This is a genomic window from Caldimonas mangrovi (assembly GCF_023721835.1).
GTDB classification, from domain to species: domain Bacteria; phylum Pseudomonadota; class Gammaproteobacteria; order Burkholderiales; family Burkholderiaceae_C; genus Caldimonas; species Caldimonas mangrovi.
The window spans coordinates 65,049-83,073 of record NZ_JAMKFE010000021.1 but is presented as its reverse complement, the minus strand read 5'-3'; the positions used below and the strand labels follow the sequence as shown (position 1 = coordinate 83,073).

The window sequence follows — 18,025 nt, the reverse complement described above, 5'->3', positions numbered from 1 at the left end:
TGTGGCCTTGCATGCGGTACGGCGCGGCCAGCTGTGCGGAGATGATGCGTGCGTCCAGCCCCATCGCTTGCAGCCGGCGGCCCCAGTGGTGGGCGCTTGAGCTGGCCTCCATCGCCACGAGGCAACCCGTGGGCAATTGCGCGCACCACGGCAGGAACTGATCGCGTCGCAGCGCCCGGCTGGTGATCACCCGGCCGCGCCTATCCACCGCGTGCACCTGGATCACCTGCTTGGCCAGGTCCACACCCACCCGGGTGGCTTCCCGGCAACGGTCGCCTCGTGTAATCTGCTCCACGGACTTCCCCTTTCCAAAGCTTCAGATTGATGAATTCGCAACCACCAATCTTGGCGCACTTCGTCGCCGTTGCAGGACTGGGGATGTCCCTTCGTATTCCCATCGAGAGGACATGCCCCGGCAAGCCAGGGGAGCTCGCATCGGTTTGGTTGACACTTTCACCTGACGCAAACGACGGGGTCCCATGCCAACAGGCCGAACGCTCTTGACTCTCGCGCATGCGGGAGCCTTCATCATCGGCACAGCCTGTCCAGGGCCGGCATGGGCCGTGTCGCTGGCATGAACGCACCTTCCGGAGAGCCCGCAATGACCATCGACACGTTATCTACCTGGCATGCACTCGTGAAGTCCCGAGACGCTGCAGGCCTCGACTCGGTTCTCGGGGACAACGTGGTGTTCCACTCGCCCGTCGTTCATACGCCGCAGGTCGGAAAGGCCATCACGATCCAATACCTCTCTGCCGCGTTCCAGGTTTTCTTCAATCCGTCCTTCAGGTATGTTCGAGAAGTCACCGGCCCTTCCGACGCGGTGCTTGAGTTCCAGGTAGAAATCGACGGCATCGGCGTCAACGGTGTCGACATGCTCAAGTGGGACATCGAGGGGCGGATCGTCGAGTTCAAGGTGCTGATCCGACCCCTCAAGGCCATCAACTTGATCCATCAGAAGATGGCGGCCATGCTCCAGGCGCAACAGTAGTCGCATGCGCACAGCTGACCCTTCCATCGAGCAGCCGTGCGCCAGCAAGCGTCGCTTGCTGGAACGCGCCGTTCACGTTCGTCGCCGGGCCGCATGAAACCACCGATTGCGCCAACCCGCACCGCCGCACTCCTCAGCGGTCTCGCGCTCGGTTTTGCCATGCCGCTGCAAGAGGCTGCAGCAAACGCGCTGGCGCTCTCGCCACAAGGGCGCAGCCTTCTTCTGCTGGCTGCTTTGACGGGGGTCTTCCTCGTTCCCGTCCTGCTGTTTGTGGTCGGCACGGAGCACCTGTCGTTGGGGACGAAGGACGTTGCAACCCAACCCTACTGGTCTTCGCTTCGCAAGGTGGCAACGCGCGGACTCTTCTGGCTCGCCGGTGCCGCTGCCGCCTTCTCGGTTCTCTCGGCATTCCGCTGATGGTCAAGCTTGGAGGCGTATGGAACTGACCGCATTGATCGACACGTACTGTCAGGCATGGAGCGAAGCATCGCCGCAGCGGCGTGCCGAACTGATAGCACGGGTCTGGGCGCCGGCTGCCAGCTACACGGATCCCACCGTACACGCGCTTGGCAGCTCCGAACTTCTCGCCCACATCGCGAAGGTGCTTGCGAGGCGGCCTGGGTCACGAGTCGTTCGCACCAGTCAGGTCGATGAACACCACGGCGTCGCACGGTTTGCCTGGCGCGCCGTTGACGCCGGCGGGAATGAGCTTCCCGAGGGGATCGACATTGCATTCATCTCGGCCGACGGTACGCGGATCGAAAGGATCATTGGCTTCTTCGGCCCCTTGTCGAGATGAGATCGAGCGTGGTCGGCTGGAGCATCGCGTTCGACACACCGGCTCCGCTGCTCGAAGAGCCTCGCGGCGAGTACACCACCTGCATGCGCCGGGACGGGGCGGCACCATAGATGCAACATCGAGCACGACTGAAAGTGTCGCTATCTCTTCTGGGCATTTTGGCGGCCGGGATGCTGGTCCCCGAGAACCCGGTCATTCCGGTCGAGGGCGCCTCTGCTCGCGACTGGAATCCGAAGTCTTTCTGGTACGAGCCTTGGGGCGCTTCCGGCGTGCACAAGGGCATAGACATCTTTGCGCAGCAGGGCCAGAAAGTCATTGCCGCAACGGCGGGTCTGGTCATCTACAGAGGCGAGTGGGGCCAGGGCGGCAAGGTCGTCGCCGTTCTCGGACCGAAGTGGCGCATTCATTACTACGCGCACCTGTCGAGCTATGGAGCCGCGCCGCCGGTACTGGTCGGCTCCGGTTCGCAGGTCGGCACGGTCGGCGTATCCGGCAACGCGGCAGGGAAGCCACCCCACCTGCACTACGCGGTGTTCTCGCTTGTTCCGCTGCCTTGGCGGTACAGCACGGAAACGCAGGGATGGCGCAAGATGTTCTACCTCGACCCCGGCGTCATGCTGAAGAGCGGTGCCTGACCCTGGACCCGCCGCGCCTCGCCTCCGCGATGCCTGCCCGCGACGGGTGGATGGCATACCATTCAATGCGTCAGTATCGAACTGGAGCCGTCATGTGCCGCAACATCAAGACGTTGTTCAACTTCGACCCGCCGGCCACGGAACTCGAGATCCGAGACGCGGCGCTCCAGTTCGTTCGCAAGCTCAGCGGTTTCAATGTGCCGTCCAAGGCAAACGAAGCGGCATTCGAGCGCGCGGTCGAAGAGGTTGCCGCCTCGGCTCGCGTTCTCGTCCGCTCACTCGTCACAACGGCCGAGCCGCGCAACCGCGACACCGAGGCCGCCAAGGCCCGAGCCAAAGCGGCCGTGAGATTCGGTTTGCCGCCATGAGCACAGAAGCCCACAAGGTATCCGACGTCGAAGCCGCCACCGGCAGCAGCGGCCATCCCGCGGCGGCGGCTGAATACCGGCACGGCGACGAGGCAGAGAACGCAATGTACAAACTTCTTTTCAGACCACTCGCCGTGGAAGATCTTCCGATGCTACACGCCTGGATCCTGCGGCCGCACGTGGCTGAATGGTGGGAAGAACCGAGCACCATGGAAGAAGTTCGGGATGAATACTTGCCGATCATTGAGGGTCGCTCATCGACCCGGGCATACATCGCCAGCATCAAGGATCAGCCCATCGGTTTCATTCAATCCTATGTCGTCCAAGGCTCGGGAGGCGGCTGGTGGGAAGATGAAAGCGACCCGGGAGCCAGGGGAATTGATCAGTTTCTGGTGGATGAAACGCGCTTGAACCAAGGGCTGGGAACCGCCATGGTTGCGGCTTTCGTGGAACGCCTGTTTGCGGATCCGTGCGTTACCAAGGTCCAAACAGATCCCTCCCCGAACAACAGACGCGCCATCCGCTGCTACAGCAAGGTGGGCTTCAAAGAAGTAGGTGAAGTGGTGACGCCCGATGGGCCCGCGGTGCTCATGCTGCATGAAAGAGCGAACCACCGTTCGGACCACGGCGGCACTCGGGTTGCCGCCGAGTTGCAAGCAGCACGTGGGCGAACCTGACCTTCCAGGCGCGCCGGAAACGGTGCTGTGAAATCATGCGCTCCATCTTTTGTTCCGCTGCAAACGCGCTAGCCCTTGCTTCATGGCTCGTCTGCTCAGGTCGCCGCAGCTCCCGCCAGTGGCGCCGGCGCCCCGATGAGCGAGGACCTTCAGGCTCAACGGGAAGCGCTCGTTGGGCTGCCTGAAACCATTGCCACCTCGTTCACCGATGTCGAGAGCGTGGTCGTGCTCCGTGGCGGGCATGTCGTCTTCGAGTACTACCAGCCGGGGTCGAATCAAGACACGCTGCGCGACACACAGTCGGTGACCAAGAGCGTGCTTTCGATGCTTGTGGGCATCGCCGCGGACGAAGGCGCCATCGCGTCACTCGATCAACCCATTGCGGCCCTGCTTCCCGCCGGCACAACGGTAACCGCCGATGCCGATCGAGCACCGGTGACCGTCAGGCACTTGCTCACCATGAGGGCTGGGTTCGCCCCATCGGGCCGGGTGAGCAGGGCCGAATCCGACCATCCTCAATACTTGGCAAATCGGCCTGTCAAAGCGCCGCCTGGGGCGGAATTTCTCTACGACGACCTCGCCGCAAACCTGCTCGCGATTGCCCTGGAGAACGCGACCCGGCAGGGGGTCTCCGAGTTGGCGCAGAAAAAGCTCTTCGGGCCCCTGGGCATCGACCTGTTCGATTGGAAGAAGGGCCCAAACGGCCACCACTATGGCTCGAGCGGTTTGCGTCTGCGCACTCGCGACATGGCCAAGCTGGGTCAACTGATGCTTCAGCAGGGCGTGTGGAATGAGCAGCAGTTGATTTCGAAGTCGTATGCGGGCGAAGCCGTTCAACGCCAGACCTCGGCAGATCAACCGGCGTACGGCTATATGTGGTGGCTCCCCCCTTCTGGCACGGCAAGCCAGACCTTCTTTGCAAGCGGCTTCGGCGGGCAGCTGATCTGGGTACACAAGCCGCTCGATCTTGTGGTGGCCACCACCGCGGCGGCCACTGCGAGCAGCCAGGCACGGGGACACGCCATGAAGCTGGTTCGGGAAGACATCTTTCGCCTCATCACCAGGCCGGCTCCAGCCCGGTGACCGCTCTGCGTGATGGCATGCATCGCTCTTCACGGGGCGCCGTGCTCCAGCGAGCTGCCCTCACTTTCGCACTCAGGTGCACTCGAACGTGGGGCGTCACCATCGCCAATGGACTCAACACGCAGTGGCTCGCTGCTCGTGCAGGTCCGCCCGACTGTCATCAATGTTTGGCGTCACACGACGTGTATCACCATGACCCTTTCCGTGCTTCTTCGCTGCAACGACCTGAATGAAACCCGCCGGTTCTATGAATCGACGCTCGGCTTCATCGCGACCGCGACGGCAGAGCGCACAGTCACGCTGGAGAAGGGCGGTGCGAAACTGTTGTTCACCGAGCAGGACCTGTGGCATGGCGACCCCGCGTGCACCGGAACGCTGTACATCACCATTCCGGATGTCGATGACTTCCATGTTCGGGTTCGGGGCCTTGCGCCGCTGGCATGGGAGCTTCAAGACATGCCGTATGGCTCCAGGGAGTTCGGTATCAAGGACTGCAACGGCTATCTTCTCGCTTTTCAGCAGAAACAATAACCCGCCAGGCGTTCGCTGATTCCCAGCCAGACCCCTCACGACACCGGTGCATTCCAGCGGGCTCCGCCCGCCGACGCTGGACCCACCGGCCATGAAGCCTACGGACCCACATGAACCTCTCGATCCGTCGCCCCCAAGTCTCCATTCTCGGCAGCGCCGAGCCGGGATCTGACGCCTACGAGCTGGCAGCTCGTGCCGGCAGCCTCCTCGCGAAGCTCGGCATCACGGTGGTCAGCGGGTGCGGGAGCCCCGCCACGAGGGTCGCCGCTGAAAGTGCCATTCAAGCGGGTGGTCTGGTGGTGAGCATCGTTCCGCCCGGCCAGATGCCTCCTTCGGACTGGCCTGCCACAGTGGTCATTCCATGCGGCATGGGCGACGCCCGCAACCTGCTCATGGCCCTCGCCGGAGACGCCTGCCTTGTCATCGGTGGACGCGCCGGAACGATCTCCGAGGTCTGCCTCGCCTGGCTTCACCAGCGTCCACTCCTGCCGTTGGTGGACTGCGGCGGCTGGTCCGACAGCCTGCCCGAGCATCCTCCCGACGAACGGCAGAACGCTCCCATCCTGCCCTGGCGCTCGTCCGAAGAGCTGGAGGTTCAGCTTCGCAGTCTGGGCCTCGTGCGGCCGGTGTCGTAGCCGTCACGCGAGCATTGCCGCCCCCCGTGTCGACTGTCGCATGCATGTACACGAGGCACATCGAGCGCAACTTCTCAGGCGTTTCAAGATCATGCTCAAAGACCCCTGGCTCGACCGCTGGTTGCCGTTGGCCGTTGAACGCGCCCAGGACCGGCCTGTCCTGGAGATCGGCTGCGGCCAGGGCGACGATACGGCCACGCTCGCCCGCGCCGGCCTGAACGTCATCGCCTTCGATCTCTCTCGCGCCGCCGTCGCTGTCGCGAGGGTTCGGGTGCCCTCGGCGGCGATCGAATGCCGAGACATCCGCGAGCCTCTCCCTGCGCAAGCGCAAGATCTCGGCGTGGTGGTCGCCAGCCTCTCGTTGCACTACTTTGCGTGGAAGGAAACCGTCGCCATCGTGCAAAGGGTTCGACACGCTCTGCGTCCGGGCGGGCTCCTGCTGTGCCGGTTGATTTCGACGGAAGATCGCAACTTCGGCGCCCAGGGCCACCCGGAGATCGAACAGAACTTCTTCTTGGTCGATGGAGAGCCGAAGCGCTTTTTCGACGAGGAATCGATCGCGCTGCTCTTCGCCGAAGGATGGAGGCGCTTGTCGCTGGAGCACTTCGTCACGCGAAAGTACGTGAAGTCAAAAGCGGTCTGGGAAGTGGTGCTCGAGAAAGACGCCTGATTTCCGCTGCGCGCCACCGCGCACTGGGCGGCTTCTGGATCGGCGTGATCGGTCGTCTCGCTTTCGGCCAGGCACCGGCCTCGCTGGAGGCGCTGGCGGGGTGGGCGATCGGCCTCGCTGCAGCCGGCGTGGTGCTTGGCTTGCGCTTTCCGAAGGCGGTCTCTTGCGTCTGCTTTCCCTTTGCCGTGTTCGGGGCGAGCAGTTGAACCGGGCAGCCAGGCGCTGCGCCGGAGTATCGAAGAGCGCAAGCGCCCTGCACATCGGAGTGAAGCCGTGAAACCCCTCCCCGAGAATGTCGTCGAAGCGCTCGAAGCAGGCCGCACGATCGAGGCGATCAAACGCCTGCGTGACGCAACGGGCGTCAGTCTGAAGGAAGCCAAGGACGAGATCGACGCCCATCTGCAGGGCTCGTGGACCGGCACGCCAGCGCCGCGGCTCTCGACGCCCGGGCTGCCTCTGCCCGTGCAGCAAGCGCTGCAACGGGGCAACAAGATCGAAGCGATCCGGTTGTTGCGCGAGCACACGGGGCTGGGGCTGAAAGAGGCCAAGGACCGGGTAGAAGCCGCCGAGGCCTCGGCCGGCGATGCAAGCGCGGGCCTGGCGCCCGGCGAGGTGCCGCGCCGCGCAGGCGCCGCGTGGTGGTGGGGGGTGGCGGCGCTCGTGACGGCTGCGCTTGCGTACCATCTGCTCTCATGAGCCGCTTCTATGACGACCTCGCGCCGCTGTACCACCTGATCCACGAGGACTGGCCCGCCAGCGTACGCACCCAGGGCGAACAGCTGGCGTCACTCATCGGCACCGGCTGGCCCGGCGGCCGCAGGCTCCTTGACGTCTCATGCGGCATCGGCACGCAGGCCATCGGCCTCGCGCTGCAGGGCTACGACGTGACGGCGTCGGACTTGTCCGCCGGGGCCGTGGTGCGCGCACGCGAAGAGGCTCATCGATGGGGTGTCGGCCTGGCCGTCTCGGCCTGCGACATGCGCCGTGCCCATGCACATCACGGCGGCGGTTTCGACGTCGTGCTTTCCTGCGACAACTCGCTGCCTCACCTGCTCTCGGATGACGACATCCTGATCGCGCTGCGTCAGATGTTCGACTGCCTGGTCGACGGCGGGGGCTGCGTCGTCAGCGTGCGGGACTACGCCCGAGAGACACGCGGCCGCCACCTGGTCAAGCCTTATGGCGTGCGCCTCGAAGCGGGCAAGCGCTACCTGCTGTTCCAGGTGTGGGATTTCGACGGCGACGACTTCTATGACTTCACCTTCTTTTTCGTCGAAGAAGACCTGGCGTCCGGCGCCGTGGCGACGCACGCGATGCGCTCGCGGTACTACGCACTCTCTGTCGAGCGCGTGTGCGCGCTGATGCGTGAGGCAGGGTTCGAGAACGTGCACCGGGCACAGACGGCGTTCTACCAGCCGGTGATCGCAGCGACGAAGCCCGGGCCGCGTCGCTGAACGCCGCCCTGCCCCCCCGGACACGGCCCCATGTGGTTCGCGAAGCTGAAAGCGCGCCTCGTCCCCCGGGCCACGCCACCTCGATCCGGGCATCAAGCCGGCTCGCCGGCGGTCGCCGCTGCCGTGGCACTGCTCGCGAAGCTTCGCCCGGAATGGTCGACGCCGACCGGATACCGGTATGCCTATACGAGCGTCGATGGGCGCTACGTGGCCTTGCTGTGCGACCGCTACACCTGTCAGGTGGTGGACTTGCAGGCGTCGCGCTATCTGCACGGCCCCGACGCCAGCCCGCGCGGTTTCGAAGGAACCCGCTAGAAGATGGAAGGCGACTCTCGTTTCGAGGGCTTTCCCTTGATGCCCGACATCGAAATGATCGACATGACCGACCCGGCACCGCCTTGGCGAGACGCCACCGCGCCCGAGGCGCCCCTGCACCCGACGCAAACTGGCGATACCCTGGCGACGTGCCACGCAGAGCCGGAAGAATCGCAACCTGCCGGCGTTCGCGATCCCGGCGATCCCCCCACCCTGGAGACACCCGATGCTCACGGTACGCGCCTATGACACCCGGGACTGGCCTGCCGTCTGGGCCCTGCTCGAACCGACCTTCCGTGCCGGCGAGACCTACACCTTTGCCCGCGACATCACCGAGGCGCAAGCGCGCCAGGCCTGGGTCGACGCGCCGACCGCGACCTTCGTCGCAGTGGACACGGGCAACCGGATAGCGGGCACCTACTTCCTCAAGCCCAACCAGCCCGGCCAGGGCGGGCACGTGTGCAACTGCGGCTATGTGGTCGGCGAGCACGCACGCGGCCTCGGGGTCGCTTCGGCCCTGTGCGAGCACTCGCAACGCGAGGCCGCGGCACGCGGTTTCCGGGCCATGCAGTTCAACTGCGTGGTGTCGACCAACGAGGTGGCGGTGCAGTTGTGGCGCAAGCTCGGCTTTGCCATGGTCGGGCGCCTGCCGGGTGCGTTCAGGCACCCCACCCGCGGCGATGTCGACGCCTTCGTGATGTACAAGACACTGGCCGACCAGGCGGCAACTCGGGCACCCGAGCCCCAGGTCATCGGCATCGACCACGTCTACATCACCGTGTCCGACCTGGCCCGCTCCGAGGCCTTCTACGACCGCGTGCTGCCCGCGCTCGGGTTCCGCAAGAACCGCTTTGCCCTGAACGACGAGCCGCACGTGCAGTACTACAACCGGCATTTCGGCTACGTGCTGCGGCCGGCGCGCAGCGGGCAGACGCACGACCCCTATGCCCCGGGCCTGCACCACTTCTGCCTGCGCGTCGACACCGTCGACGACGTACGCGCCGCCGCCGCGGCGCTGCAGGCGGCCGGTGTCGACGCCACCGAGCCGTACCTGCACCCGGGCTACGCGCCGGACTACTGGGCCACCTTCTTCACCGACCCCGACGGCATGCGCCTGGAGATCACCAACTACCGGCAGGAGCGCCGCGATCGGCACGACCGCTGGGATGCGTTGGGCGCCTGAGGCGCCGTATGCTGTGCAGCAGAACCACCGGTCGGAGCCGTCGATGTACACCCCCAAGCATTTCGAAGAACACGACCCCGGCGTGCTGCACGGGCTGATCCGCGCCTACCCGCTGGGCACCTGGGTCACCTCGGCCGGCGGCGAGTTGCTGGTCAACCACGTGCCCTTCCTGCTGCATGCCGAGCGCGGCGAGCACGGCACGCTGGTAGCGCACGTGCCGCGGGCCAACCCGGTGTGGCAGTCGTTCTCGCGCGAGCAGCCTTCTGCGGTGGTGTTCCAGGGGCCGCAGGCCTATGTCTCGCCGTCCTGGTACCCGAGCAAGCATGCCAACGGCAAGGCGGTGCCGACCTGGAACTACGCGGTGGTGCACGCGCACGGCATGCCGCGCGTGATCGACGACCCGCTATGGCTGCTGGCACACGTGAGCGAGCTGAGCGACACGCACGAGGCCGGCCATGCCGTGCCCTGGAAGGTCAGCGACGCGCCCACCGACTTCATCGAGAAGTTGTTGGCGGTGCTGGTCGGCATCGAGATTCCGATCGCCCGGCTGGAAGGCAAATGGAAGGTGAGCCAGAACCGCCCGCGCCACGACAAGCTCGGCATCCTGGCGGGGCTGCAAGCTCGCGGCGGTGAGGACAGCCGCGCGATGGGCGAGCTGGTCGGCCGCTTCGTCGGGCCGGCTTGAAGGTGGGCACCGGCCCTCGGCGATGGACCTGACAGCCCCCCCGGGAAGACCCTGATCCGGTGCGATCTGCTGCAAAAAAGGGCAGGAAAACCCCTAGTGCTAGGGACTCGCGTGCGCCCTACAGTCTCGTCACTCGCAGCGAGCCCACCCCCAAGGTGCGCTTGCAAATGGGGCGGGGACTGAGGAGACACAGAGAAGCAGTAGAAGAGACTCTGTGACGCAAAACGAATGTCACAATTCGCGGGCGCTGGCCGATGCCAGCGCCCGTTGTTTTTGGGGCGCCCTGCTCCACCGTTCCTTCTGCTAGCCCCTCCTCCCCTTCCATGCTCGAGTTCGCGGTCGTCACGCTTGCTTCGCTGTTTGCCGGTTTTGTCGATGCCATCGTCGGCGGCGGCGGGCTGATCCTCATCCCGGCGATGTTCGGCGTGTTCCCGAACGCGGCGCCGGCCACGCTGTTCGGCACCAACAAGGGGGCGGCGGTCTGGGGCACGGCCTGGGCGACGGTGCAGTTCGCGCGGCGCGTCGAGATGGTGTGGTCGGCGCTGCTGCCGGCCGCTGCGGCGGCGCTGGCGGGCAGTGCACTCGGCGCCTGGACGGTCACGATGGTGCCGCCCACCGGCCTGCGCAAGGCGCTGCCCTTCATCCTGCTCGCGGTGTTCGTTTACACGCTGGTGAAGAAGGACATGGGCCGCGAGCACCGGCGCCGCTTCAGCGGCCGCACCGAAGCGGCCGTTGCGTCGCTGATCGGTTTCGTCATCGGTTTCTACGACGGTTTCTTCGGGCCGGGCACCGGCAGCTTTTTCGTGTTCCTGTTCGTGCGGCTGCTCGGCTACGACTTCCTGCATGCGTCGGCCAGCGCCAAGCTGCTGAACACCGCCACCAACTTCTCGGCGCTGCTGCTGTTCATCGCCAAGGGTCACATCTGGTGGCACTTCGCGCTGGTGATGGCCGTTGCCAACGTGGTGGGCAGCCTGCTCGGCACGCGGCTGGCATTGAAGCACGGCGCGGGTTTCGTGCGCGTGATCTTCATGGCCGTGGTCGGCGCGCTGATCCTGAAGACCGGCTACGACGCGTTGAAGCTCTAGAAACTCAGCTCTGACGGTCGCGCGCCTCGGTGCCGGCCAGGTACTGCACCACGGGTGCCAGCGGCGCGATGTCCGGCGCACCGGCCGCCACCTGCGCCGGCGTGGTCCAGGGGTAGGCCAGCGTGTCGACCCAGCGGAACACCGCCGCCTGCTCGGCCGGCGGCAGTGCCAGCATCTGCTCGATCGTGATGACGAGCCGGTCGGCCAGCCCCGAGCGGGCCGCGTCGAAGCCCCAGTCGTAGCGGCCGCAGCCGACCCGCACGCTGCCGCTGGTCTTCTCGGTCATCACGACCATCCAGTCGCACGCGTAGCGGTCGACACCGTCCGCCGGCTTGGCCATGCAGTACGTGTAGACGTTCTCGTAGCTCATCGCGAACGAGCTGACCAGCACGTCGGTGATCTTGCAGCGCCCGCGCGTCACCGACGGGAAGGCGATGCTGCCGGTGCGCAGGTGCACATGCAGCACGGCGTCGTCGGTGAAAACGCGCGGCGTCAGGTGCGGGCGGTTTTCGTCCTTCGAGCGAAGGTAGGTCCGCAGCACGGCTTCTGGGGTCTGGTGCGTCACCATGGTGCCCGGCAGTTTAGCCGCGGGATGCACGGGCCGCCCGGGTTGCCGGGTGGGCGGCAGGGTCGGCCGTGTCGTCGGGCAGGGACGTCACCAGGACTTCCAGCAGCCAGCGGTTCAGGCTCTTGCCATGCGCGGCCGCCTCGCTTGCGACGCGGGTGTGCAGGTCGGGCGGCAGCCGCAGCAGCAAGCGGCCGGAGCGTTGCTGCTGCAGGTGGTTGCGGGTCTCGTCCATCGATGGTCACGCTCCTTTTCGGTCCCCTTCAACGTGCGGCAGCGCTGCTGGCCGCCTGGTACCCGGTGAAGTAGGGCACGAACAGCAAGTTGGCCTCCTGCGGCACCTTGCGCAGCCACTCGAGCGAAAACCGCTCGCCGTAGCGGCGCAACTCCTGCCGCAGTTCCAGCGGGGCCGGCTCGACCGTCATACCCTCCTTCGCCAGCTGGGCCAGCGCCTGCCGGTCGGCGTCTTCGCTCATCGCCCACCCGCGCGCCTCGGCCGCCTCGGCGGCTTTCAGCACCACGTCGCGGTCGGCCGGCGCCAGCGCGTCAAAGGCGCGACGGTTGAGGAAGACGATGTTCTTGGGCATCCACGCGTAGATGGCGTAGAAGTACTTCAGGTGGGCCGACACCCTGTTCTCGGCCCCCGTCACGCTGGACGTCACCATGGTCTCGAAGCGGCCCGCCGCCAGCGCCTGCCCGACCTCGGTCATCGCCACCTGCACCGGCCGCGCACCGACCAGCTCGGCGATGCGTTCGGTGGCGGCGTTGTAGGTGCGCATGTTCAGGCCGCGCAGGTCGCGCGTGCTGCGCACCGGCTGCCTGGCGTACAAGCCCTGCGCTGGCCATGGCACTGCATACAGCACCACCAGCCCGTTGCGCGCGAACTCGCGCTCGATCAGCGGGCGCTGGTACTTCCACAAGCGTCGTGCATCGGCATACGAGCCGACGATGAAGGGCACGCTGTCGGCCTCGGCCAGCGGCATCTGCGCCGCCAGCGACGAAAGGATCACCTCCCCTGCCTCGATCGCCCCCGAGGCCACCTCCTGCCGGATGCCGGCCATGGGCACCAGCATGTTGTTCGGATGCACGGCGATGCGCACGCGCGCCGCAGTGGCCGTCTGTACGTCCTGCGCAAAGCGCCGGATGTTCTCGGTCTGGAACGAACCGGCGCCGTAGCCGGTCGCGAGCTTCCATTCGGCCTGCGCGCAGGCCCCCTGTACCCACCCCATGCATGCCGCTGCCGCAACGGCGACGTATCGACCGGACTTCATCTCGCACCTCCGTACATCAACAACAAACCGACGGGCGTCGTCACGCCGCGCCATGCATGCACGGCGGGCAGGGACGAAAGAAGCAGGGAAGCGGTGGCGGACGGATCTGCCCGCTAGCTGGTGCCGACCAGCCAAGGCAGCCAGGTCGCCAGCTGCGGGAAGGCGGCAAGCAGCACGAGCAGCACGAACATCGCCGCAACGAAGGGCAGCACGCCGACGATGACGTCGTTCATCGAGCCTGACTTGCGCAGGTTCTGTACGACGAAGAGGTTGAGCCCTACCGGCGGCGTGATCAGTGCCGCCTCGACCAGCACGATCACCACGATGCCGAACCAGATGGGGTCGAAGCCGAGACTGAACATCACCGGCGCGATGATGGGAATGGTGGTGATCATCATCGCCAGCGTTTCCATGAAACAGCCGAGCACGAGGTAGAACACCACCACGGCGAGCAACATCATCGTCGGCGACCAGCCCAGTCCCTGCATGAACTGCGTGATGGCGTCGGTCAGACCAATGGACGACATGACGAAGTTGAGGAAGTACGCGGCAACGATGATCAGCATCACCATGCCGGTGGAGCGCATCGTCCCTTCCATGCATTCCATCAGCATCTTCCAGGTCAGCCGGCGGCTCCAGGCCGCCAGGCCGAGGCCGGCCACGACACCGAGCGAGGCCGCTTCGGTGGGCGTGGCGATCCCCGCGTAGATGGAGCCGACGACCACCCCGAAGATGCCGAGCGGCGGCACCAGATGCACGAGGCTGGCGGCACGCTCGGGCCAGCTCGATGTCTGGCGCTGCCCGCCCCACGCGGGCCGCAGCACGCAGGCGGCAATCACCACCAGGCTGAACAGCGTCATCAGCAGCGCCCCTGGGAGGATGCCGGCCAGGTAGAGCTTGGGCACCGAGGTGTTGGTGAGCACGGCGTAGATGATCATGTTGATCGACGGCGGGATCAGGATGCCGAGCGTGCCGCCGGCCGCCAGCGTGCCGAGGAACAGGCGCTCGTTGTAGCCGTAGCGGCGTGCCTGCGGCAACGCCACCGTGCCGACCGTCGCGGCGGTGGCGACGCTGGAGCCCGAGGTGGCGGCGAACAGGCCGCACGAGGCGATGTTGGAGTGCATCAGCCCGCCGGGCAGCCAGTTCATCCACATCACCAGTGCACCGTACATCTTCTCGGCGATGCCGGCGCGCAGCAGGATTTCGCCCAGCATGATGAACAGCGGCAGCGAAACGAGCAGGAACTCGGTGCTGGCGTTCCAGGAGACCTCGCCGATCGCCCGCGACAGCGGCAGGAAGCTGTAGAGCTGGTCGAGCAGCAGGCCCAGCGTGCCGAGCGATGCCGCCACGGGAATGGCCAACGCCATCAGCACCAGCATCAGGGTGAGGGCGACAACGATCATGATTGCGCTCCTGCGAACCGGGTGCCCTGCCGCAGGTCGCGCTCGCGCGCCTGGGTCGCTTCTTCGGCGGCCTCTTCTTCGGCGGTGCGCGCCCCGAGCATTTCATGCACTTGCTCGAACCGGCCGGCGACGAGCAACGTGCAGGACCGCAGCAGCAACAGGCACAACGTGACAACGTACAACGCCAGCCCGGCCCACCACGCCAGCTGCGGCGCCCACAGCGGCACCTGCAGCGACGAGTTGGAGCGCGCCCCGATGGACCAGGAGTACGCCATGACGTCGTAGCCATGGCGGGCCAGCACGATGGCAAAGGTGCCGAGCGCGAGCACTGCGAGGAAATCGAGCACCGCACACAGGCGCTGGGGCAGATGCATGTAGAGCGCATCGATGCGCACGTTGCCGCGCTTGAGCAGCACGAAGGCGAAAGACCACGAGGTAGCAATCGCGAAAGCATAGCCGGCCAGCTCGTCGGCGCCGCCCAGCGTCACGTTGAAGAGCTTGCGCATGGTGACGTCGAACGCCACCAGCAGCGCCGCGGCGAGCATCAGCACGCCGCCGGCGCGTATCGCCGCACCGGCGATGCGTTCGGCCCCTGCGTGCAGCCGGTTCAAGAGGTCTGGTTTCATGGTCCTGCACCTTCGGCACGGCGCGGCCACCGGCATCGGCCGCCGCGCGCTGCACCTGCCTGGTTACTTGGCCGCCGTGACGCCCAGCGTCTTGCCGACCGTCGCGTTGAAATCGCTGACGCACTGCGCCGAGCAGCGCGCAGCCCATTTCGGCAGCATGACGTCGCTGACGACCTTGCGCAACTGCTCGCGGTCGGCCTTGGACAGTGGCACCAGCGTCATCTTGCCGGGCACTCCGAGCTTGCAGTCGGGTCGGCCGGCATTGCAGGCATAGCCTTGCTCGGTGAACTGGTCGGCGGCGTCCCAGACATTCTTCTCGAGGCGCCTGACCTCCTGGCTGATGAATTCGCGCACCTTGGGGTCCATGCGGGCCCAGGACTTGGCGTTGACCGCGTAGACGATCTGGCCCCAGCTCACCGGCGCGGCAATCATGTGCGTGGCCACTTCGTGCCACTTCGCCAGGTTGCCCGACAGCGTGCCGGTGACGGCACAGTCGACGGTCTTGTTCTGCATGGCCGGCACCACTTCCCCGAACGCCATCGTCACCGGTGTGCCGCCGAGCGCCTCGATGAACTCCGACTGGGAGCGACCGGCCACGCGAACTTTCTTGCCCTTGACGTCGGCCAGGCCCTTCAGCTCTGCATTGCAGTAGATGACCTGGCCGGGGTAGGTGCCGATGCCGAGCAACTCGACGCCGAATTTTTCTCGGTACAGCTTCTCGTACACCGGCTTGCTGGCCTCGGTGGCCTTGCGTGCGCTCTGCACGTCGGGCAGCAGGCCGGCAATGTCGATCATCTCGTTGGTAGGGTCGTCGGCAGCCAGATAGAACAGCGCGGTGGCCGCGAACTCCATCGAGCCCATGCCGGTCATGCGCAGCACCTCGGGGCCTTTGAGGCCCATCTCGTTGAAGCCGCGGATCTCGCCGGTGACGGCGCCCCCCGAGCGCTCAGCCAGCTCCTTGGTCCAGAACGGCTGCTCGAAGTCCTTGTACTGCGGCAGCGTCGAGATGCTGCCGACCACGCGCACATGCGTCTTGGGCAGATGCTGCGCCACGGCGCCCGTCATGCCGGCGGCGAGCAGGCATGCCCCGGTCAGGAATTGCTTGAGCTTCATCGGTGTCTCCTTTTGGTTTTAAAGAGTGGCCAACTGGTAGTTGAGCAGGTCGGTGATCAGCATGGATCCCGGTGCATGGGTAATGCAGAAGCTGGGCCGCGCCTCCATCACCGCGGCTTGCGGGGTCACGCCGCAGGCCCAGAACACCGGCAGTTCGTCGTCGAGCATCTCCACCGGGTCGCCGTAGTCGGGCCGCGTGACGTCATGGATGCCGATCAGCTCGGGCTTGCCGATGTGCACCGGTGCACCGTGCACACCCGGGAAACGCGAGGTGATCTGTACGGCACGGATCGCATCGGCCGGCTTGAACGGCCGCATGGTCACCACCATGGGGCCGGCGAAAGGCCCAGCCGGTTCGGTCGCGATGCTGGTGCGGAACATCGCCACGTTGCGTGACTGCGCCACGTGGCGCAGCGGCACCCCCGCGTCGAGCAGCGCATGTTCGAATGAAAAGGAACATCCCAGCACGAAGGTCACGAGGTCCTCGCGCCACAGGGAGCGGACGTCCCGGACCTCTTCCACCAGTTGGCCGTGACGCCAGACACGGTACAGCGGCACGTCGGTGCGGATGTCCAGGTTATCCCCGAGTCCGGGCAGCACCGGACTGCCCGCCTCGGACACCGCCAGCAGCGGACACGGCCGGGGATTGCGCTGGCAGTACAGCAAGAAGTCATGCGCATAGGCCGCCGGCAGCACGACGACGTTGCCTTGCACGTGTCGCGTGGCCAGGCCGCTGGTGTGGCCGGCCCACTCGCCGCTGCGGATCAGCATGCGGGCGTCGGCCGCGCCGAGCGCCTGCACGGCAGGTGCAGGCGGGTTAACCCGAAGGGGGCTGCAAGCGAGTGAAGACATGGCGATTCAGATGAAGAATCTGTGACTGTTGGGCACAGTTTCTGCTCCGGGATCGCTGCTCGCAAACGAATTATTTTTGGATCACGTCATCAATTTTTTTGATGATCTTGGACGAGGCCTCGGCTTCGAGGGGGCACCCTGCGCCTTGCTGCCGCGTGCCGGCACGCCAGGCGCGATGCCGCTCACGAACTGCAGCGCCTCCTCGACGATCACGTCGGCGACGGTCGACGTCGGCCCGCTGCGGTAGCTCGCATGCACCGGCAGCGGCGGCAGTGGCGTCGAGCACTTCAGCATCGCGAAGCGGGCATCGCTGCTGACAAAGCTGCGTGCCGCCTCGTACGGCAGCGTCGCGACGCCGAGGCCGCTTTCCAGCAGCTTCTGCATTGCCGAGATCGAAGACACCGAATGCAGCTTGCGCGGCTTGACACCCTGCGAGCGCATCAGATCGACCAGGGCGACATGCGGCTGAGAGCCGCGCTGGAACGTCAGCAGTTCCTGGTCGGCCAGGTCCTGCAGCTCGTGCACGCGCCGCACACCGAGGTGCGCGCCGCCGACGAAGGCCATCTCCAGTGCCGGTAGCGCCACGCTGCGCACGCCGTCGGCGGCGAGCGGTGCGGCAGCGAACACCAGGTCGAGGCTGCCGCGCTTGAGCTGCTCCAGGATCACCGGAGTCATCTCGATCGTCAGTTCGAGCTCGACCTGCGGACTGTGTTCGCGCAGGCGGTCGAGCAACGGCACAAGCCAGGTGTGCAGCACCGACTCGATCGCGCCGATGCGCAGATTGGTGGCGCTCTGCTCGGGCGAGCCCATTTCGCGGCGCAGCTGGCGCTGCATCGTCAGGAAGCGCTCGGCATACGACAGGAAGCGCTGGCCGCTGTTGGTCAGGCGGATCTGCTTGTCGCGCCGGTCGATCAGGCTGGTTCCAAGCTCCTGCTCGAGACACGCGACGCGGCTCGAGATCGCGCCCTGCGTGAGCGACAGCTTCTCGGCTGCGCGTGTCATGCTTTTGAAGGTGGCGACCCAGTAGAAGGCTTCGACGAAACGCAGGTTCACGCGGGGCTCCGAAGGCGGCCGGAGCGAGCAG

General features: G+C 66.0%; 26 protein-coding genes and 1 pseudogene. 18 read left to right on the top strand and 9 right to left on the bottom strand.

The annotated features are described in order from the left end of the window. Window positions 1-295 (bottom strand): annotated as a pseudogene (locus M8A51_RS24350) (IS110 family transposase); the annotation flags it as partial. A gap of 306 nt (window positions 296-601) precedes the next feature. On the opposite strand from M8A51_RS24350, the gene M8A51_RS24345 reads away from it, so the two are divergent. The 18 genes from M8A51_RS24345 to M8A51_RS24255 all read left to right on the top strand — a co-directional run bounded on the left by M8A51_RS24345 (window position 602) and on the right by M8A51_RS24255 (window position 11,111). Further along, entirely contained in the window at window positions 602-991 is a 390-nt protein-coding gene (locus tag M8A51_RS24345; RefSeq protein WP_251781217.1) for a nuclear transport factor 2 family protein, read from the top strand. 93 nt (window positions 992-1,084) lie between these two features. After that, the gene (locus M8A51_RS24340; protein WP_251781216.1) at window positions 1,085-1,408 is read left to right on the top strand and encodes a hypothetical protein; all 324 of its coding nucleotides are present in this window, start codon (window positions 1,085-1,087) and stop codon (window positions 1,406-1,408) included. Between the two features lie 19 nt (window positions 1,409-1,427). Continuing rightward, the gene (locus tag M8A51_RS24335) at window positions 1,428-1,790 is read left to right on the top strand and encodes a nuclear transport factor 2 family protein (RefSeq protein ID WP_251781215.1); all 363 of its coding nucleotides are present in this window, start codon (window positions 1,428-1,430) and stop codon (window positions 1,788-1,790) included. A 170-nt stretch (window positions 1,791-1,960) separates the two neighbouring features. Next, entirely contained in the window at window positions 1,961-2,425 is a 465-nt protein-coding gene (locus M8A51_RS24330; protein ID WP_251781214.1) for a M23 family metallopeptidase, read from the top strand. A gap of 92 nt (window positions 2,426-2,517) precedes the next feature. Continuing rightward, window positions 2,518-2,793, top strand: coding sequence for a DUF2277 domain-containing protein (locus M8A51_RS24325; RefSeq protein WP_251781213.1), 276 nt, complete (start codon window positions 2,518-2,520; stop codon window positions 2,791-2,793). 104 nt (window positions 2,794-2,897) lie between these two features. Then, window positions 2,898-3,470: a GNAT family N-acetyltransferase gene (locus M8A51_RS24320; protein WP_251781223.1), complete on the top strand. Its 573-nt coding sequence runs from the start codon at window positions 2,898-2,900 to the stop codon at window positions 3,468-3,470. Between the two features lie 135 nt (window positions 3,471-3,605). Then, a complete protein-coding gene (locus M8A51_RS24315; RefSeq protein WP_251781212.1) occupies window positions 3,606-4,553 on the top strand; it encodes a serine hydrolase domain-containing protein in 948 nt (315 codons plus the stop codon). A gap of 192 nt (window positions 4,554-4,745) precedes the next feature. Then, on the top strand, window positions 4,746-5,084 hold the full coding sequence (locus M8A51_RS24310) for a VOC family protein (protein ID WP_251781211.1): 339 nt from the start codon (window positions 4,746-4,748) through the stop codon (window positions 5,082-5,084). A 110-nt stretch (window positions 5,085-5,194) separates the two neighbouring features. Continuing rightward, a complete protein-coding gene (locus M8A51_RS24305) occupies window positions 5,195-5,719 on the top strand; it encodes an SLOG cluster 4 domain-containing protein (RefSeq protein ID WP_251781210.1) in 525 nt (174 codons plus the stop codon). Window positions 5,720-5,810: 91 nt separating this feature from the next. Continuing rightward, a complete protein-coding gene (locus M8A51_RS24300) occupies window positions 5,811-6,389 on the top strand; it encodes a class I SAM-dependent methyltransferase (RefSeq protein WP_251781209.1) in 579 nt (192 codons plus the stop codon). Between the two features lie 44 nt (window positions 6,390-6,433). Continuing rightward, complete coding sequence (locus tag M8A51_RS24295; protein WP_251781208.1) at window positions 6,434-6,595, top strand: hypothetical protein; 162 nt, start codon at window positions 6,434-6,436, stop codon at window positions 6,593-6,595. Window positions 6,596-6,662: 67 nt separating this feature from the next. Further along, entirely contained in the window at window positions 6,663-7,085 is a 423-nt protein-coding gene (locus M8A51_RS24290) for a ribosomal protein L7/L12 (protein ID WP_251781207.1), read from the top strand. Then, complete coding sequence (locus M8A51_RS24285; RefSeq protein WP_251781206.1) at window positions 7,082-7,843, top strand: class I SAM-dependent methyltransferase; 762 nt, start codon at window positions 7,082-7,084, stop codon at window positions 7,841-7,843. The genes M8A51_RS24290 and M8A51_RS24285 overlap by 4 nt, the downstream gene beginning before the upstream one ends. 30 nt (window positions 7,844-7,873) lie before the next feature. Further along, entirely contained in the window at window positions 7,874-8,158 is a 285-nt protein-coding gene (locus M8A51_RS24280) for a hypothetical protein (RefSeq protein ID WP_251781205.1), read from the top strand. Between the two features lie 3 nt (window positions 8,159-8,161). Further along, a complete protein-coding gene (locus M8A51_RS24275) occupies window positions 8,162-8,407 on the top strand; it encodes a hypothetical protein (protein ID WP_251781204.1) in 246 nt (81 codons plus the stop codon). After that, window positions 8,385-9,341 (top strand): GNAT family N-acetyltransferase, encoded by a 957-nt coding sequence (locus tag M8A51_RS26640; RefSeq protein WP_368408595.1) that lies wholly within the window; start codon window positions 8,385-8,387, stop codon window positions 9,339-9,341. Before M8A51_RS24275 ends, M8A51_RS26640 begins: the two co-directional genes overlap by 23 nt. A gap of 43 nt (window positions 9,342-9,384) precedes the next feature. Beyond that, complete coding sequence (locus M8A51_RS24260; RefSeq protein ID WP_251781203.1) at window positions 9,385-10,026, top strand: FMN-binding negative transcriptional regulator; 642 nt, start codon at window positions 9,385-9,387, stop codon at window positions 10,024-10,026. 323 nt (window positions 10,027-10,349) lie between these two features. Beyond that, window positions 10,350-11,111, top strand: coding sequence for a TSUP family transporter (locus M8A51_RS24255; protein WP_251781202.1), 762 nt, complete (start codon window positions 10,350-10,352; stop codon window positions 11,109-11,111). Window positions 11,112-11,115: 4 nt separating this feature from the next. On the opposite strand, the gene M8A51_RS24250 is transcribed toward M8A51_RS24255, so the two are convergent. From M8A51_RS24250 to M8A51_RS24215, 8 genes are all read right to left on the bottom strand, one after another. Then, window positions 11,116-11,679 (bottom strand): hypothetical protein, encoded by a 564-nt coding sequence (locus M8A51_RS24250; RefSeq protein ID WP_251781201.1) that lies wholly within the window; start codon window positions 11,677-11,679, stop codon window positions 11,116-11,118. 13 nt (window positions 11,680-11,692) lie between these two features. Then, entirely contained in the window at window positions 11,693-11,911 is a 219-nt protein-coding gene (locus tag M8A51_RS24245; RefSeq protein ID WP_251781200.1) for a toxin-antitoxin system HicB family antitoxin, read from the bottom strand. Between the two features lie 28 nt (window positions 11,912-11,939). Continuing rightward, on the bottom strand, window positions 11,940-12,947 hold the full coding sequence (locus tag M8A51_RS24240; protein WP_251781199.1) for a TRAP transporter substrate-binding protein: 1,008 nt from the start codon (window positions 12,945-12,947) through the stop codon (window positions 11,940-11,942). A gap of 113 nt (window positions 12,948-13,060) precedes the next feature. Further along, the gene (locus tag M8A51_RS24235; RefSeq protein ID WP_251781198.1) at window positions 13,061-14,350 is read right to left on the bottom strand and encodes a TRAP transporter large permease; all 1,290 of its coding nucleotides are present in this window, start codon (window positions 14,348-14,350) and stop codon (window positions 13,061-13,063) included. Beyond that, window positions 14,347-14,976: a TRAP transporter small permease subunit gene (locus M8A51_RS24230; RefSeq protein ID WP_251781197.1), complete on the bottom strand. Its 630-nt coding sequence runs from the start codon at window positions 14,974-14,976 to the stop codon at window positions 14,347-14,349. The genes M8A51_RS24235 and M8A51_RS24230 overlap by 4 nt, the downstream gene beginning before the upstream one ends. A gap of 63 nt (window positions 14,977-15,039) precedes the next feature. Beyond that, window positions 15,040-16,089, bottom strand: a complete 1,050-nt coding sequence (locus M8A51_RS24225) for a TRAP transporter substrate-binding protein (protein ID WP_251781196.1) — start codon at window positions 16,087-16,089, stop codon at window positions 15,040-15,042. A gap of 18 nt (window positions 16,090-16,107) precedes the next feature. After that, window positions 16,108-16,941, bottom strand: a complete 834-nt coding sequence (locus M8A51_RS24220) for a putative hydro-lyase (RefSeq protein WP_259372141.1) — start codon at window positions 16,939-16,941, stop codon at window positions 16,108-16,110. Window positions 16,942-17,022: 81 nt separating this feature from the next. Then, window positions 17,023-17,994, bottom strand: a complete 972-nt coding sequence (locus M8A51_RS24215) for a LysR family transcriptional regulator (protein WP_251781195.1) — start codon at window positions 17,992-17,994, stop codon at window positions 17,023-17,025. Window positions 17,995-18,025 lie beyond the last annotated feature (31 nt).

Coding starts and splice junctions, on each gene's coding strand:
- M8A51_RS24345 (WP_251781217.1), top strand. CDS start 602: ATGACCATCGACACGTTATCTACCTGGCATGCACTCGTGAAGTCCCGA.
- M8A51_RS24340 (WP_251781216.1), top strand. CDS start 1,085: ATGAAACCACCGATTGCGCCAACCCGCACCGCCGCACTCCTCAGCGGT.
- M8A51_RS24335 (WP_251781215.1), top strand. CDS start 1,428: ATGGAACTGACCGCATTGATCGACACGTACTGTCAGGCATGGAGCGAA.
- M8A51_RS24330 (WP_251781214.1), top strand. CDS start 1,961: ATGCTGGTCCCCGAGAACCCGGTCATTCCGGTCGAGGGCGCCTCTGCT.
- M8A51_RS24325 (WP_251781213.1), top strand. CDS start 2,518: ATGTGCCGCAACATCAAGACGTTGTTCAACTTCGACCCGCCGGCCACG.
- M8A51_RS24320 (WP_251781223.1), top strand. CDS start 2,898: ATGTACAAACTTCTTTTCAGACCACTCGCCGTGGAAGATCTTCCGATG.
- M8A51_RS24315 (WP_251781212.1), top strand. CDS start 3,606: ATGAGCGAGGACCTTCAGGCTCAACGGGAAGCGCTCGTTGGGCTGCCT.
- M8A51_RS24310 (WP_251781211.1), top strand. CDS start 4,746: ATGACCCTTTCCGTGCTTCTTCGCTGCAACGACCTGAATGAAACCCGC.
- M8A51_RS24305 (WP_251781210.1), top strand. CDS start 5,195: ATGAACCTCTCGATCCGTCGCCCCCAAGTCTCCATTCTCGGCAGCGCC.
- M8A51_RS24300 (WP_251781209.1), top strand. CDS start 5,811: ATGCTCAAAGACCCCTGGCTCGACCGCTGGTTGCCGTTGGCCGTTGAA.
- M8A51_RS24285 (WP_251781206.1), top strand. CDS start 7,082: ATGAGCCGCTTCTATGACGACCTCGCGCCGCTGTACCACCTGATCCAC.
- M8A51_RS24280 (WP_251781205.1), top strand. CDS start 7,874: ATGTGGTTCGCGAAGCTGAAAGCGCGCCTCGTCCCCCGGGCCACGCCA.
- M8A51_RS24275 (WP_251781204.1), top strand. CDS start 8,162: ATGGAAGGCGACTCTCGTTTCGAGGGCTTTCCCTTGATGCCCGACATC.
- M8A51_RS26640 (WP_368408595.1), top strand. CDS start 8,385: ATGCTCACGGTACGCGCCTATGACACCCGGGACTGGCCTGCCGTCTGG.
- M8A51_RS24260 (WP_251781203.1), top strand. CDS start 9,385: ATGTACACCCCCAAGCATTTCGAAGAACACGACCCCGGCGTGCTGCAC.
- M8A51_RS24255 (WP_251781202.1), top strand. CDS start 10,350: ATGCTCGAGTTCGCGGTCGTCACGCTTGCTTCGCTGTTTGCCGGTTTT.
- M8A51_RS24250 (WP_251781201.1), bottom strand. CDS start 11,679: ATGGTGACGCACCAGACCCCAGAAGCCGTGCTGCGGACCTACCTTCGC.
- M8A51_RS24245 (WP_251781200.1), bottom strand. CDS start 11,911: ATGGACGAGACCCGCAACCACCTGCAGCAGCAACGCTCCGGCCGCTTG.
- M8A51_RS24240 (WP_251781199.1), bottom strand. CDS start 12,947: ATGAAGTCCGGTCGATACGTCGCCGTTGCGGCAGCGGCATGCATGGGG.
- M8A51_RS24235 (WP_251781198.1), bottom strand. CDS start 14,350: ATGATCGTTGTCGCCCTCACCCTGATGCTGGTGCTGATGGCGTTGGCC.
- M8A51_RS24230 (WP_251781197.1), bottom strand. CDS start 14,976: ATGAAACCAGACCTCTTGAACCGGCTGCACGCAGGGGCCGAACGCATC.
- M8A51_RS24225 (WP_251781196.1), bottom strand. CDS start 16,089: ATGAAGCTCAAGCAATTCCTGACCGGGGCATGCCTGCTCGCCGCCGGC.
- M8A51_RS24220 (WP_259372141.1), bottom strand. CDS start 16,941: ATGTCTTCACTCGCTTGCAGCCCCCTTCGGGTTAACCCGCCTGCACCT.